At 61.2% G+C, this 14,622-nt stretch carries 15 protein-coding genes; 6 read left to right on the top strand and 9 right to left on the bottom strand.

All coding sequences use genetic code 11. From position 1 onward, the window contains the following. Nucleotides 1–30 precede the first annotated feature (30 nt). Together HDF16_RS16270 and HDF16_RS16265 are read right to left on the bottom strand one after the other, a co-directional pair. Complete coding sequence (locus HDF16_RS16270; RefSeq protein ID WP_221312799.1) at nt 31–645, bottom strand: YqaA family protein; 615 nt, start codon at nt 643–645, stop codon at nt 31–33. 41 nt (nt 646–686) lie between these two features. Next, the gene (locus HDF16_RS16265; RefSeq protein WP_184218558.1) at nt 687–1,256 is read right to left on the bottom strand and encodes a molybdenum cofactor synthesis domain-containing protein; all 570 of its coding nucleotides are present in this window, start codon (nt 1,254–1,256) and stop codon (nt 687–689) included. 204 nt (nt 1,257–1,460) lie between these two features. On the opposite strand from HDF16_RS16265, the gene HDF16_RS16260 reads away from it, so the two are divergent. From HDF16_RS16260 to miaA, 3 genes are read left to right on the top strand one after another with little or no spacing between them, the layout of a single operon-like run. Continuing rightward, a complete protein-coding gene (locus HDF16_RS16260; protein WP_184218525.1) occupies nt 1,461–2,513 on the top strand; it encodes a TonB C-terminal domain-containing protein in 1,053 nt (350 codons plus the stop codon). Between the two features lies 1 nt (nt 2,514). Further along, nucleotides 2,515–2,676, top strand: a complete 162-nt coding sequence (locus HDF16_RS16255; protein ID WP_184218522.1) for a hypothetical protein — start codon at nt 2,515–2,517, stop codon at nt 2,674–2,676. Further along, on the top strand, nt 2,661–3,608 hold the full coding sequence (gene miaA / locus HDF16_RS16250) for a tRNA (adenosine(37)-N6)-dimethylallyltransferase MiaA (protein ID WP_348641340.1): 948 nt from the start codon (nt 2,661–2,663) through the stop codon (nt 3,606–3,608). Before HDF16_RS16255 ends, miaA begins: the two co-directional genes overlap by 16 nt. A 40-nt stretch (nt 3,609–3,648) precedes the next feature. On the opposite strand, the gene HDF16_RS16245 is transcribed toward miaA, so the two are convergent. Beyond that, nucleotides 3,649–4,536 carry a hypothetical protein gene (locus tag HDF16_RS16245; RefSeq protein ID WP_184218516.1) on the bottom strand — a complete coding sequence of 296 codons (888 nt, stop codon included), beginning with the start codon at nt 4,534–4,536 and terminating at the stop codon, nt 3,649–3,651. Nucleotides 4,537–4,742: 206 nt separating this feature from the next. Here HDF16_RS16245 and HDF16_RS16240 point away from each other — a divergent pair, with 206 nt between their 5' ends. Further along, on the top strand, nt 4,743–5,981 hold the full coding sequence (locus tag HDF16_RS16240) for a glycine C-acetyltransferase (RefSeq protein ID WP_184218513.1): 1,239 nt from the start codon (nt 4,743–4,745) through the stop codon (nt 5,979–5,981). Nucleotides 5,982–6,039: 58 nt separating this feature from the next. Here the strand turns inward: HDF16_RS16240 and HDF16_RS16235 are convergent, their stop codons facing one another. The 6 genes from HDF16_RS16235 to HDF16_RS16210 all read right to left on the bottom strand — a co-directional run bounded on the left by HDF16_RS16235 (nt 6,040) and on the right by HDF16_RS16210 (nt 11,302). Continuing rightward, nucleotides 6,040–7,215: a VWA domain-containing protein gene (locus tag HDF16_RS16235; RefSeq protein ID WP_184218510.1), complete on the bottom strand. Its 1,176-nt coding sequence runs from the start codon at nt 7,213–7,215 to the stop codon at nt 6,040–6,042. 121 nt (nt 7,216–7,336) lie between these two features. After that, the gene (locus HDF16_RS16230; RefSeq protein WP_184218507.1) at nt 7,337–7,603 is read right to left on the bottom strand and encodes a CsbD family protein; all 267 of its coding nucleotides are present in this window, start codon (nt 7,601–7,603) and stop codon (nt 7,337–7,339) included. A 54-nt stretch (nt 7,604–7,657) separates the two neighbouring features. Beyond that, nucleotides 7,658–8,962, bottom strand: a complete 1,305-nt coding sequence (locus HDF16_RS16225) for a dihydroorotase (RefSeq protein WP_184218504.1) — start codon at nt 8,960–8,962, stop codon at nt 7,658–7,660. Continuing rightward, a complete protein-coding gene (locus HDF16_RS16220) occupies nt 8,959–9,885 on the bottom strand; it encodes an aspartate carbamoyltransferase catalytic subunit (protein ID WP_246409219.1) in 927 nt (308 codons plus the stop codon). Before HDF16_RS16220 ends, HDF16_RS16225 begins: the two co-directional genes overlap by 4 nt. A gap of 63 nt (nt 9,886–9,948) precedes the next feature. Then, nucleotides 9,949–10,542 (bottom strand): bifunctional pyr operon transcriptional regulator/uracil phosphoribosyltransferase PyrR, encoded by a 594-nt coding sequence (gene pyrR, locus HDF16_RS16215; protein ID WP_281383473.1) that lies wholly within the window; start codon nt 10,540–10,542, stop codon nt 9,949–9,951. A gap of 37 nt (nt 10,543–10,579) precedes the next feature. Next, a complete protein-coding gene (locus tag HDF16_RS16210; RefSeq protein ID WP_184218501.1) occupies nt 10,580–11,302 on the bottom strand; it encodes a hypothetical protein in 723 nt (240 codons plus the stop codon). A gap of 236 nt (nt 11,303–11,538) precedes the next feature. On the opposite strand from HDF16_RS16210, the gene HDF16_RS16205 reads away from it, so the two are divergent. Together HDF16_RS16205 and HDF16_RS16200 are read left to right on the top strand one after the other, a co-directional pair. Further along, complete coding sequence (locus HDF16_RS16205; RefSeq protein WP_184218498.1) at nt 11,539–13,764, top strand: glycoside hydrolase family 3 C-terminal domain-containing protein; 2,226 nt, start codon at nt 11,539–11,541, stop codon at nt 13,762–13,764. Nucleotides 13,765–13,770: 6 nt separating this feature from the next. Continuing rightward, on the top strand, nt 13,771–14,559 hold the full coding sequence (locus HDF16_RS16200; protein ID WP_184218495.1) for an SDR family oxidoreductase: 789 nt from the start codon (nt 13,771–13,773) through the stop codon (nt 14,557–14,559). Nucleotides 14,560–14,622: the final 63 nt, after the last annotated feature.

Raw genomic sequence — 14,622 nt, 5'->3', positions numbered from 1 at the left:
CCGCGACGGTAAGCTGTTGATCGTGCGGCTCTAAGCGGGCCGGTCAGCGTCTTCGATCGGAAGCGGCGTGCCGCTACGGCGATCGAAGATCTTACGAGTCACAAACAGAGCGATCACAATGATGATCGCTCCCGCTCCCGCGAGGATAAGGCCGAGATGCACATGGAACGCGTGGCCGATCGTCTGCACGATTGTCGGGCCGTAAAAGACTGTAATTGCCGCCCAGAGGAGGAAACGGAAGAACTTGCCGATGAAGATGGCCGAGAAGAACCACACCGGCTTCATCTCGAAGACACCGGCGGCAAACTCGAAGAGCTTGACCGGCATGGGCGGCGGCATCATGGCAGGGACCATGATCGCGAGGAACTCCTGTTTCTCGAAGCGGTCGCGGAGCTTTTCGTAGCGCTCGCGGTTGACCCGTTTGAGCAGGAAGAGTTCTCCTCCCGCGCGGCCGACATAGTAGGGCACAAGCGAGCCAATCGCCGAACCGAGCGCAGCCATGAACGCGTAGATGACGAATTTGCCATGGTCTGCGGCCACATAGCCGATGACAATGGCGTCGATCGGCATGGGAATCGAGGAGGAGTCGACGATGGCAAGTGCACAAACGCCCCAGACGCCGAGCGGCTTGAGGACAAGCAACATCCAGGCGTTCCATTTATGAAAAAGCGATGCGGGAGCGATCTTCACTTGTATCTATCGATCTTACCTTCATGCGGCAGTCCGGAGGTCAACGCAGCGTGACTTGAGACGATTCCATGCGCGTGGGCGGTCCTGCCTGCAAGCAGATCCAGGGCATGCGGCAACAGAGGAAGCACGGCAGCGAGCGACGTCGTGGCTCCGGCAGGGCTTCCAGGCAGGTTCACGATCAACGTTGAGCCGATCGCTCCGCAGACAGCACGGCTGAGAGATGCGAAAGGCGTATGACGAAGCCCCTCGGCACGCATGAGTTCGGCCAGGCCCTCCACGAGACGGTCGCAGACCAGGCGGGTGGCTTCCGGCGTGACATCGCGTGGCGCAAGGCCGGTACCGCCGGTGGTAAGGATCAGGTTGCATCCAGCAGCATAGCGGCGCAGGGCTGCGGTGATCTGGTCGATCTCGTCCGGCAGGTTTTCGGCGGCGGTGACCGCAACTCCAGCGCCAGCAAGCAGATCGACGACGGCCGGGCCGGAGAGGTCCACTTGTTCGCCCCGGGAGCAGCGGTCGCTGATCGTCAGCACGGCGGCGCGGGTGTCGGGATGAAAGGAAAGAGGCACAGAGGACAGGGTATAGGGTTCAGAGGGTAAGGGGGTAGAGCCGGCCGCCCCCTGTATCGATTAGCTACACCCTAAACCCTGAACCCAACCCCCTGCATTTCCGCTAAAGATGAGAAAATAAGTAGATTCGAACATTTGCGAGAGACCGTAAATCCGACGCCTGAGTAACTTTACCTATCTCCGCCTCGTCAGACAGACATCAACATGCCGACCTTAGAGACGCCGCCCAATCCTGCCCCTCCCTCTTCCAGCCAGCAGGAGGAGAACCGTTCTGGGGAAAAGGTGAAGGCCGGTCGCTTCGGCGAACTGGACCACAGCGACCTCGTCCACCTGCTGGAATCGCTTGACGATGAACGATCCAAGGCGCGGTTCCGCGAATCGATCTACATTTCCCTCTTTTTCTGGTTAACGGTTGTTGTCTTCCTCATCTTCGCGCCGCGCCTGTTTCCGCGCTCACCGGAGTTTGTCGTTCCCATGGGAGATTCGAAGGACCAGAAGTTGACGAGTCTGACGGTTCCACCTGATGTGCAAAAGGCGATCAACAAGGTTCCCAAGCTGAAGCCGATGCCAAAGCCTTCAACTTCCGGCGGCCCATCGGCCCCGGCTCCGCAGGCGGCGACACCTCCAGCTCCACAACCGGCTGCTCAGCAACCCCAGGGACAGCCCCGGCCGTCGCCACAGGCGGCCGCTCCGCCTCCAGTAGTGCAGCAGTCACCATTGCAGCAGCCTCAACCAGCCCAGACTGCCGCGCTTCCATCCGCACCGGCTCCTTCCGCGAATCCAACCAAGCCAAACTTTGGCAATCCGAACACCAGCGCCCGTGACATGGTGCAGCAGGCGACGCGGGCTCCGAGAGGCAATGGCGGCCTGACGATGGGGAGCGGGACGAATGGGCCAGCGGAACATCGTGGACTGGGTACCGGCGTCGATATCCTCTCCGATACCGAGGGCGTGGACTTCAACCCCTACCTGCAGAAGATCATGCGCGAGATCTACGAGACCTGGCTGCCGCTGATTCCCGAAGAGGCGCGGCCTCCTCTGAACAAGCAGGGCGAGACGCAGATTCGCTTCATCATCCTGCCCGATGGCCGGATTGGCGGCATGGCGCTTGAAGGCTCGACGCATGACGACGCGATCAACAAGTCGTGCTGGGGATCGATCACTGGTGTGGGCCAGTTCCCTGCACTGCCGAGCCAGTTCCATGGCCCTAAGCTGGAGCTGCGCGTACATTACCTGGTGAACAAGGAACCGAGGTAGCGTGAAGCCGCGCTCTGATGGCGAACGGCGCGAGCAGGAAGGCCGCGAACGCGTCCGGCAGATTCGCGGGCTGGTTTGGCTGGCGGCGGCGGCGATTGTCTTTGCGGTCGCCCGAGCTGGAGTGCATCGCGTCTTCACCACAGGATGGTGGCGCGTTTGGTAGAGAACCCTCTGATCGTCATCGTTGGAGCTACTGCAAGTGGGAAATCCGGCCTGGCCATCCGGCTGGCGGAGGAGTTCGACGGGGAGATCGTCAGTTGCGACTCGGTGGCTGTCTATCGCGAGATGGAGATCGGTACCGCCAAGCCTTCGTTTGAAGACCGTGCGCGAGTTCCGCACCACATGATCGACGTCGTCTCCCCGGACGAGGCATGCACGGCAGGCGATTACAGCCGGGGCGCTCGAGAGGCGATCGCCGGAGTCACAGAACGCGGCAAACTGCCGATCGTGGCGGGCGGGACTGGGCTCTATCTAAGGGCGTTGATCGACGGACTCTTCCCTGCTCCACCTCGCCAGCCGGAGCTTCGCGATGAGCTTCGCCGTCACGCCGCGGAACATGGAGCGGAGTCGCTGCATCAGCGGCTGACTGCGCTGGATCCGGCGGCCGCAAATCTCATTCACGCGAACGACGTCTCGAAGGTGGTGCGTGCCATCGAGGTAAGCATGGCCGCCCAACAGCCCATGACCGAGATGTGGGAGCAGGGGCGTGACGCTTTGAGCGGATACCGCATTCTGCGGATGGGGCTCGATCCGGGACGCGAACGGCTTTATGAGCGCATCAACCAGCGGGCTGCGGAGATGTTCGAGCGCGGGCTGGTCGAGGAGACGGAACGACTGGTCGAGCGTTACGACTACGATTGCCGCCCACTAAGTTCGCTGGGCTACGCCGAGGCGGTCTCAGTGCTGCGCGGCGAGATGACGCGGGATCAGGCGGTCGGGAAGGCGCAGCAGGGACACCGCAACTACGCCAAGCGCCAGGGAACATGGTTTCGGCGGGACGCGGAGATTGCGTGGCTCCTAGGTGCAGGCGGGGATGATTCTGTGATGGATGAAGCGATGAGGATGGTGGCGAGATGGTGCCCACCCATGCGATGAGACTGCATGGATGGGCACCCAGATTGTTGTGGCGCCAGCTTTAGGAAGCCTGCACCACGAGGTCATCAGCTAATCTAAACCGCACCACGGATTCGGCGGGAATCTCTATATCGCGGTTGCCCGTCAGGCCGCCGATCGCGGTGCCTGTACCTGCACCAGCGAGTCCGCCGACGAGCAAGCCCACTCCTCCGGTGGCTACTCCACCAACCAGCATCCCGAGGCCTGTACCTCCACCGATGAAGGCGGCCGAGCGCTTGCCCTTACCCTTCTTCGTGCGCGTCAGATCATGCGTGTCGAGCGCGTATTGCGAGCCGTTCAACGTAAGCGTGGTCAGACGAAGTTCGAGGATCGAACTGCCCTTGAAGTGGCCTCTGCGATGAGACGCGTCGACGATACCTTCGACGGGAGCTCCGCGAGGAATGATGACGCGGTTGTTGCCATCGACGACGGCCTCTTCGACCTCGCCGGTAAAGTGGTCGCCGGCACGCGTGGTCTTGACGCTGATGTGCTGATCGATTCGAATGGCGAGCGGCGTCCCTGCCTGTACATGGACATCAGCGGGGCGAATCACGGGGTCAGTCGCCAGGTTCGCCGGAGGCGCAGGTTGCGTTCCGGGCTGCGGCGCGGTCGAAGCTGCAGCAACGGGCTGGCCGGGCGTGGCTACTGCGGCGTTGGCGGCGGGAGTCACGGTGGTTGTAACAGCTTGCGTCGTCTGCCCTTGCTGCAAGGGCTGTACGACGGTGGTGCTCACGTTGCCATTCTTATCGGTGGAGACGACCTGCTGGGCCTGGCCGGTTGTGTTCGCCTGCTGTTTGGCTTGATCAAGCGCGGCGTCCTGCTTGGACTTGCAGCCGGCGATGAGTGTGAGAGCAACGGCGAAAGTGGCGATAGAGCGCGTGAAGCGCAGGAATACAAAGGGTGAGTTCATCGTTCGAGCCTCGTGGAGTTCATTTTTGTTCGCTGATGTGAGCGGCTTATGAGTCGTCCATCTCTGTGCCAGATGACGCTTCGCCTTATCAGTCCTTCTGACGAGTTGCGGGCCAAACTCATACGTTCGGCGATGCACAACACTATGTACGATGCACAACGCTCCCGCGCAACCGCCTGCGCCGCAAAAGGTTTACGATTTCATCTATGACGACGACCTTCGAACCCGCGACGATGCCTGCTGTAAAGCGGCAGCAATTAGCCCACCTGACCGCGCAGATGGATGCGCTGAAGCAGGGAGGCACCTACTTCAAGCTGCGCGTGCTGGACGACGAACAAGGCCCGGTGTGCAGCTACGATGGCAGGCGCGTCATCAACCTTTCCTCGAATAACTACCTTGGGCTGTGCGAGCACCCGAAGTTGAAAGAGGCAGCGATAGCAGCGACCCAGAAATATGGTGCGGGTTCGGGCGCGGTACGAACGATTGCCGGGACGATGCGTATCCACATGGAGCTCGAAGAGAAGATCGCCGCCTTCAAGAACGTCGAGGCCTGCGTGGTCTTTCAGTCGGGATTCACGGCCAATGCGGGGACGGTGTCGTCGATTCTCGGCAAGGAAGACTTCATCCTTTCGGACGAACTCAACCATGCCAGCATCATCGACGGCGCAAGGCTTTCGCGGGCGAAGATCAAGGTCTTCCGCCACAAGGATGTAGCCCACGCCGAGGAGTTGCTGCGTGAGATCGAGAACGAGCCGGGACGGAAGCTCATTATCACTGACGGTGTTTTTTCGATGGACGGCGACATCGGGCCCGTCGACAAGCTGGCCGATCTTGCCGAGAAGTATGGCGCGATCATGATGGTCGACGACGCACACGCCAGCGGAGTGCTGGGGCGCAACGGGCGCGGGTCCGTGGACCACTTCGGAGCGCATGGCCGCGTGGATGTGCAGGTGGGCACGCTGTCGAAGGCAATCGGATCGCTGGGTGGCTATGTCTGCGGCAGCCGTGACCTGATTGACTATCTCTACCACCGCGCTCGGCCGTTCCTGTTCTCGACATCGCATCCGCCAAGCGTCGCGGCAAGCTGCATCGCGGCCTTCGACATCCTTGAAAACGAGCCAGAGCGGATCGAGCGGCTGTGGTCGAATACGGCGTACTTCAAGCAGCAGCTTGCGGACGCGGGCTTCGACGTGGGCGGCGTGACTACACCAAAGAGCGAGACGCCTATTACGCCGATCATCATTGGAGACGGACGCAGGACGATGGATTACTCCAAGGCGCTCTTCGAGGCGGGCGTGATGGCTACCGGGATTGCGTTCCCCACCGTTCCCGAGGGCAGGGCGCGGGTTCGGACGATCATGACCAGCGAACACACTCGGGAACAGATCGATCAGGCGCTCGAGATCTTCGTAAGTGTGGCGAAGAAGACAGGCATTCTGTCTTAATTCGCGCATCCCAACGATCCGTCATCACGCGTGTTCACGAGCCACGATGACGGATCGTTTATTTTCCGGTGTAGTAGCCGTCACGGGTCTGGATCACCCACTTCTTCTTGTCGGAACTCGTCAGGCCAAGTTCGAGGCGGTGGTACCCGTCTTCGCTAGCTTCCTTGTCGGGCGTGTAGCCGAGGCGATATTGGGCCCGTAGCTCCTTGCCAATCTCGGCATAGATATCGGCGACAGGTTGTTTCTTGCTGACCTCAAAGAGCCGTCCGCCCGTCTCGTGGGCGATTCGCTCGAGAGTCTTCTTGCCCTCGGCGCGCTGGTCGGGCTCGTTGCTGGGACCTCCACCACGGCGTCCGCCACCTCCACCGCCGCCTGGATAGCCTCCTCCGGGATAGCCGCCGCCCGGATATCCGCCTCCGGGGTAACCGCCACCTCGCGGGTATCCGCCGGGATTATCGTTGAAGGAGTCCCGCCGCGGCGCTTCACCCTTGAAGTAGACGGCGTAGATGATGGTGTCAGCGCGCTGCGCGGCCTCGATGGCGTCAGTAAGCCGTTCCTTCGAGCCTCGATCGACACCGTCCGTTAGTACGATCAGCGCCTTGCGACCCTTCTGTTTGGACATGACCTCATCGGAAGCGAGAAAGACGGCGTCGTAGAGCGTTGTGCCGCCGCGCATTCGATGGGTGCGGCCGTTCTTGTCTGGAGCGGAATCGCCGGTAGTGTCAGTATCAGAGGCCGAGGCGGTCTGGATGTCGAGTTCTTTGAGGCCGGCCTGAAGCTTGGCGCGGGAGCTCGTCAGTTCCTGGAGGAGTTCAACCGAGCGGGCGAACTCGATGACGAAGGCCTGATCCTGCTTGCCGGTCAGCATCTGGTCGAGGAAGGCGGAGCTTGCCGAGCGCTCATCGTCAAGCGCGTTGCGTTGGCTCTCGCTGGTGTCGACTAGAAGGCCAAGCGTGAGCGGCAGATTGTTGTCGAGGTCGAAGTAGCGGATGACCTGCGGCTTGCCGTCGACCTGAAGGCTGAAGTCGGCCTTGGTGAGGTTCTGGACGAGCGCGCCCTTGTTGTCGCGCACGATGACAGGAATGTTCACGAGGCGCGATTCAGCGGTGATGGTCGTCGTCGGAGCAGGCTTGTCCGTCGGGTTGACGAGGACGGGCTTATCGGAATTTTGCGCGACGAGCGGAGCAGGCAGAACGAGAAGGGCGGCGAACGCGAAGCGAAGAGAGCGGTGCATGAAGCTATAGACGGCGAGGTGCGCCGTATGTTGCGGCAGGATTGAGAAGCTTTGTACAAAAGAAGACGGGCCAGCCTGGAGGCTGGCCCGTTGATTTTCGCTTTTCCTGCGCGAACAGGCTTTAACGGGTGACGGCGACTTCGTGGTCGCGCTCGAAGGCAACGGCCTCTTCGGACTTCACTTCAGCGTCATACTTGGCAGCGCGGGCGCGGTCGACGAGGTCTCCGGCGGCATCTTTTACGTTGCCCCAGGCTTCCCGAGCCTTGCCCTTCAATTGGTCTTCGCGGCCCGCATTCTTCAGGGCCGGATCGTTCACAAGGACTCCGGCTGATTCCTCGATGCGGCCGCCGATCTTCTGCAACGTTCCCTTTACGGTGTCGTTATTCATGGCGCACTCTCCTTCTTGCTTTTGTTTGGAGGGGAAAGAGTGGCGGCGGGTTGGCTAGTGGCGATGGACGATCCGGCCTTCGCTAATCGTCGCATGAACACGGCCCAACATCGGGGACTGATCAAAAGGAGTGTTCTTCGACTTCGAAAGCGATTGAGCTGCAGCGAAAGTCCATTCGACTGCAGGATCGAAGAGAACAATATCCGCATAGTTCCCCACTGCCAGACTGCCACGATCCTTGAGACAAACGATCTTTGCGGGGTTGTTGCTCATCAAAGCGACGACGTGGGCCACGGGCAGACCGTGTTCGCGATGGAGAACACGCAACGCAAGTCCCAGCGCCGTCTCGATGCCGGTGATGCCGTTTGGAGCGCGCTCGAACTCGACTTCCTTCTCGTGGGCCGCGTGGGGGGCGTGGTCGGTGGCGATGCAGTCGACGGTGCCGTCCAGAATGGCCTCGATCACGGCGAGACGATCAGCTTCGGCGCGGAGAGGCGGGTTCATCTTGGCGTTCGTGTTGTAGCCTTCGAGAGCTTCATCGGTCAGCGTGAAGTGATGCGGTGCCGCCTCGCAGCTGACGTGAAGCCCCTGTTGCTTGGCCTGGCGAATTGCGGACAGAGCTTTGGCGGTCGAGACGTGTTGGACGTGGAGGTGGGGGCGAAGCCCTTCATCGCTTTCGATCTCGCGGAGGAGAGCGATGTCGCGTTCGACGATGTTCGATTCAGCCTCAACCGTCATACCGCGCAGTCCGAGGCGGAAGGCGACGGGACCGGCGTTCATGCTGCATCCGCCGGTCAGGCGAGTGTCCTCGGCGTGCTGCGAGATAGGCAGACCAAGCCTGGCGGCGACGACCAGCGCGGCTCGCATGACGTGGTCGTCAAGGATAGGCTTGCCGTCGTCGGTGAAGCCCACAGCCCCGGCGATGGCGAGGGCCTCGTAGTGCGTGAGATGTTCGCCCATTGAGCCCTGCGTGGCGGCGGACATGGCGAGCAGATGGATCGCGGAGTTGCGCTCCGGCGCGAGCATCCAGGTCAGGGACTCCACGGTGTCATTCACCGGAACGGTATTCGGCATGGCAACGACGGTGGTGTAGCCTCCGGCGGCGGCAGCGCGGGTGCCGGTCGCGATGGTCTCCTTCCAGGTCTGGCCTGGCTCGCGGAGATGGACGTGAACATCGATGAAGCCGGGGGCAAGAACAAGGCCAGCGGCGTCGATCGTGTCTTGTACTTCGAGTGCGGTGAAACTGCCAGGGTGTTCGATGGCTGCGATGCGGCCATCGCGAACGAGCAAGTCCTTCTGTGTGTCGAGACCGGACGCCGGATCGATGAGGTGGGCGTTGCGAATGAGGAGGTCGGTCATGCTTTTACTCCCAGCGCTCGCACGAGCAGCGCCGTCCGAATGGCGAGGCCGTGACTCACCTGCTCTTCGATGGCGGAGTTGGGACCGTCGGCGACCTCGCTCTGGATCTCCAGGCCGCGGATCATCGGGCCAGGGTGCATGACAAGCGCATTCGGAGCGTGAGCGGCGAGGCGAGCCTCGGTCAGTTGATATCCGTCGATGTATACGCCGAGATCGAGCGAGAGACCTGCGAGGCGTTCCTTCTGAATGCGGAGCATCATCGCTACGCTCGCCTGCGAGAGCGCGCGATCGAAGTCGCGCTCGATCTCAATAGCTGGATGGAGGCCAAGCGCATCTTCGGGCAGCAGAGGCTTCGGCCCGCAGAGAATCACGCGAGCTCCGAGACGCGGCAGCAACATCGCGTTCGAGCGGGCGACGCGGCTGTGGCGGATGTCGCCGGTGATAACGACGGTGACACCTTTGAGGCAGGTCTCACTGGCGGATGTGGCATCGAGGCCGAGACGGATCAGCATGGTGCGTAGATCGAGCAGAGCCTGCGAAGGATGTTCGTGCATGCCGTCGCCAGCGTTGAGCACGGGCAAACCGGTCATACGGGCAAGAAGATCCGGGGCGCCGCTGTAGTTGTGGCGAAGGATGATGGCCTCAGCGCCGAGTGCGCGCAGGGTGAGGCCGGTGTCCTTGAGCGACTCGCCCTTTTCGATGGAGGAGGACTTGTCGCTCACCAGCGTCGTAGTCGCTCCGAGAGACTTGGCGGCAAGTTCGAACGAGGTCCGGGTACGGGTACTGGACTCGTAGAAGAGCAGAGCGACGCGGCGGCCAGCTAAGAGCTTCGCGCGTTCGGCCGCAGAGATGGCTTCAATGCGCGCCGTGGCCGCAAGGATGGAAGAAACTTCAGAAACTGAGAGATGGTTGACGCTAAGCAGCGAGCCGGGGTGGAAGGCGGAGATGGTGCTCGTAGTTGTCAGTTGTTCGTTCTCAGTTGTTGGCTAAGCGGGATCCACAAGTTCAACCAGGATGACTTGCTCCTGGCCGTCGACTTCGTTGAGCTTGACCTCGATGATCTCCCGCTTGGAGGTGGGAATCGTGCGACCGGTGAACGTAGCCTGGATGGGGAGTTCGCGGTGTCCACGGTCGATGAGGACTAGGAGTTGAACACTCTTGGGGCGGCCGTGGTCGAAGAGCGCATCGAGTGCCGCCCGAATGGTGCGACCGGTGTAGAGAACGTCGTCCATCAGGACGATGTCCCGGCCGGTGACGTCGAAGCCGATGGCACCGGGGGTGACGATGGGGCGGGTGCCGGCGGTCGAGAGGTCGTCACGGTAGAAGCTGATGTCGAGTGTGCCGATATCGACCGGCTGCTTCTCGATCTTCGAGATGAGAGCGCCAAGGCGCTGGGCGAGCGGAACGCCGCGGCGCTTGATGCCGACGAGACCAACATTGGCCGATCCGTTATTCTTTTCGACAATCTCATGGGCAAGACGAACCAGGGTGCGTTCGATTTCGGACGACGACATGAGACGCCCTTTTTCGCGGAGTTTTGGCTTGGGCTTCGACTTGATTTCTTCGGTGATTTCGCTCATAAAAGACTCGCCAAATGATAGCAGGTGCAGGATGGGTTCAGGCCTTTCGGCTGATGCGACGGGTGCGCAAGAGGCCTCCGACAGCTCCACCAAAGACCGAGATGAGCAGAACCGCAAAGAGGATCACCCAGAACGAAAACAGCATGCAACCTGTGCGGAACTGAGGCGAATTGAAGAAGGCGAGTTTTTCCGCAGGGATGGATCCGGTCGCTGCGAACTGATCGACCTGCGCCTTCATCCCTAGCGCCATCTTTGCGTCGAAGTCCGCCATCGCGCCAAGTTTGAAGCGGGCGATGCAAAGACCGGCGGAGAGTGTCACCGCAAGGATCGAAACCAGCATGATGCCGACCAGGAGACCGATCCTGGCACCGACACCGGCATTCATCGCGGCAAGTGGACGGCGACGCTGGTAGAGCGCAAGCGTGGTGAGAGACGCGCTGACCACCCAGACCGAACCAATCACCGTAAAGTTCGGCAATCCCGCGGCAAGAAGGCTGAGAGCCGCAGCCACGAGCGAGACAAAGATCGCCCCGCGAAGCGCCATCGGCCAGTCGATACGGTTGGGCCGGGGAGGCGGAAGCGTGCCCGTCGAAGGAGCGCCAGAAGCATCGGTCGACTCGAGCCCGGTCGAGAGCGGCTCGGAGTAATCGGAGAGGAGGAGTTGCGGCGCGCCACAGTGCGGACAGAAGGGAGACCGCATATCGCCGGCGGCTTCAAAGTCCGGCAGATCGCCGCCGCATCGGTGACAGGTTTCACGCATATCTTTTGAGGCTACGCCTGCCGGTCGGCGCGGGCAAGAGAAGTGCGTCCTCGCCGGCACCACCAGTTCTTGAGAAGATCTGCAAAATGCTGCGCCGGGAGCCCGCTGCCGTGACTTAAACGGTTTTAGCAGGTATTTTTTGATTGCCGGGAAGTGGGCACGTTACGCCTGGCCCGCAGCTCGCTATCCTTAGCGGTGAACCCCTTGCTTGTAGGAATACCCGGAGAGTCCAGTCTATGCTTCAGCAGATCAAGAGTTTGTCTTCAGGTGTCGTCTTTGCAGCAGTTCTAGCGGCTGCCCCGGCTGCGATGGCGCAACACGTCATGCATGGAGCAGACACTGCAAAGCCTGTCACCGATCGGCCGTGGATGAAAACCAGCCTCTCGCCCGATGAGCGCGCGGATCTCGTCCTGAAGCAGATGACGCTGGACGAGAAGATCGCCTTGTTGCATGGCAACTCGATGCCGGGATGGCCCGGGCCGAAGTCTCCGTATGCGTATCTGAGCAATGGTGGTGCAGGCTTCGTCTTTGGCGTGGAACGGCTTGGCATCCCGATCATCCAGATGAGCGATGCGGCCTACGGCGTTCGCAGCAGCGGCGAAAATGGCCGCTACTCGACGGCGTTACCCTCACCCGTCGCATCGGCGGCAAGCTGGGATGTCCATGCAGCCTGCGACTACGGAGCACTGATTGGACGCGAGCTCCGCAACCAGGGCTACAACATGACGCTCGGCGGCGGAACCAACGTCACCCGCGATCCGCGCAATGGCCGCACCTTTGAGTACCTGGGCGAAGACCCCATTCTCGCCGGAACGCTGGTCGGAAACCGCATCAAGTGCGAGCAGGCACAACACGTCATCGGCGACATCAAGCACTACGCCGTCAACGACCAGGAGAGCGGACGCAACGAGGTCGATTCCATCATCTCCAAGCGCGCCATGCGCGAGAGCGACTTATTGGCGTTCGAAATTGGAATCCAGGTTGGTGATCCGGCTGCCGTGATGTGCTCCTACAACGCAGTGAACGGCGACTTCGCCTGCGAGAACAAGTACCTGCTGACCGAAGTCCTTCGCAAGGACTGGGGCTTCAAAGGCTTCGTCGTCTCGGACTGGGGCGGAACACATAGCACCATCAAGGCGTCCGAGGCCGGCCTCGACAACGAGGAGCCCCTCGAAGAGTTCTTCGGGCCGAAGTTCAAGGAGGCCGTCGAGGGCGGGAAGATCTCTCAGGCAGCGCTCGACGAGCACGTTCACCGCATCCTACGCAGCGAGTTCCTCAGCGGGATCGTCGACTTCCCCACGAAGAAGAGCGTTCCGGACATCGAAGGCGGATGGGAAACCTCGCGGCACATCGCCGAAGCCAGTACCGTTCTGCTGAAGAATAAGGACGCCGTGCTTCCGCTCGATGCCGCGAAGACACAGACGATTGCGATCATCGGCAAGAATGCGGATATGGGAATGATCTCGGGCGGTGGCTCGGCGCAGGTTGACCCTCCCGGACGGATGCCGGGCAAGTGGCAGGAGCACATCTGGTTCCCAACGTCGCCGCTGAAGGCGATTGAGACCAAGGGCAAGACGATTACTACGAAGTACGCTTCAGGCGAGGACATTGCAGCAGCGGCTAAGCTGGCGAAGAGTTCTGACATCGCCATTGTCTTTGCCTATCAATGGACGAGCGAAGGAATGGACCTGCCGACGCTGTCGCTTGAGGACAACCAGGACAAGCTGATCGCAGCAGTCGCAGCGGCGAATCCGAAGACGATTGTTGTACTGGAGACAGGGACGGCGGTCACGATGCCGTGGGCGGACAAGGTCAGTGGAATCGTCGAGGCCTGGTACGCGGGCAGCAAGGGCGCGGACGCCGTGGCGAACATCCTCTTCGGCGATGTGAACCCGAGCGCCAAGCTTCCCATGACCTTCCCCGTATCGGAGGCTGACTTGCCGCATCCGCAGCTCGTCGTTCCCCCTCCCGGAGCGCAGGGCCGCGAGGCCGTGATGAAGTCCGGCACCGCCAAGCCGACCTTCTCCGTTCACTACGACGAAGACCTGAAGGTCGGCTACAAGTGGTACGACGCGGAGAAGAAGCCGGTCCTCTTTCCCTTTGGCTTCGGACTTTCGTATACGACGTATGCGTACTCTGCGCTTGAGGTGAAGAAGGGTGGCGAGCCTTCAGTGAAGTTCACAGTCCAAAACACGGGAAGCCGCGACGGCGTGGAGATCGCGCAGGTTTACGCTTCGCTGCCGGAAGGCTCGGGCGAGCCGCCGAAGCGGCTGGTGGGATGGAGTCGCGTTGCGCTGAAGGCTGGTGAGAGGAAGACCGTTTCAGTCGCTATCGATCCGAAGTACCTCTCGGTGTACGACGAGGCAGGCGACAAATGGAAGCTGCTTCCGGGCGAGTACACGATGCGCGTCGGCGGATCATCTGCCTCGCTCGAACTGACAAAGACAGTTGAGATGAAGTAGGGCGCGATGGATCTGGGACTAGCGGGGAAGGTCGTAATCGTAACGGGAGGTGGCACTGGCATCGGTGCCGCCATTTCCCATGCTCTTGCAGCGGAGGGCGCGGTGCCCGTCGTCATCAACAACGACAGCCCGGCGGTGCAGGCGAACCTTGCGGTCATGCGCGATAAGGGGCAGGGGTTCGGCTTCCTTGAGATGTGGCTTGACTCGCCGGAGAAGTGCCGGGCAGCGGTAGAGCAGACGGTCGCGGAGTTCGGCCGCATCGATGGCCTCGTGAACAACATCGGCGTGAACGACAAGGTTGGCCTCGAAAACGGAACGCCGGATGAGTTTCTGAAATCAGTGGAACGCAACCTATGGCACTACTACTCTATGGCGCATTATTGTCTCCCGCATCTGAAGGCGTCGAAGGGCGCGATTGTGAACACGGCATCGAAGGTCGGCTACACCGGGCAGGGCGGCACGTCCGGCTATGCGGCTGCCAAGGGAGCGCAATTGGCACTAACGCGGGAGTGGGCTGTCGACCTCTTCCCCTATGGCATTCGCGTGAATGCAGTGGTGCCTTCCGAGGTCGACACACCCGCATACCAGGAGTGGCTGGCGAAGTTCGACGACCCTGCGGGGAAGCTCGAAAAAATCGTCCGAAACATTCCATTGGAGAAGCGGATGACTACACCAGCAGAGATCGCGGCGACGGTGGTGTTTCTGCTATCGCCGGTGTCGGGACACACGACCGGGCAGCATGTGTTCGTCGATGGCGGGTATGTCCATCTCGACCGGGCAGCCACTGCGGAATAATTGGTCGCGTACTGACATAAAAGCCACGCGGCAAATGGTCATCGTCACGACAAAATTGCCTTG

Source organism: Granulicella aggregans (genome assembly GCF_014203275.1).
GTDB lineage: Bacteria > Acidobacteriota > Terriglobia > Terriglobales > Acidobacteriaceae > Edaphobacter.
This window is presented reverse-complemented; position numbering and strand designations above follow the sequence as displayed.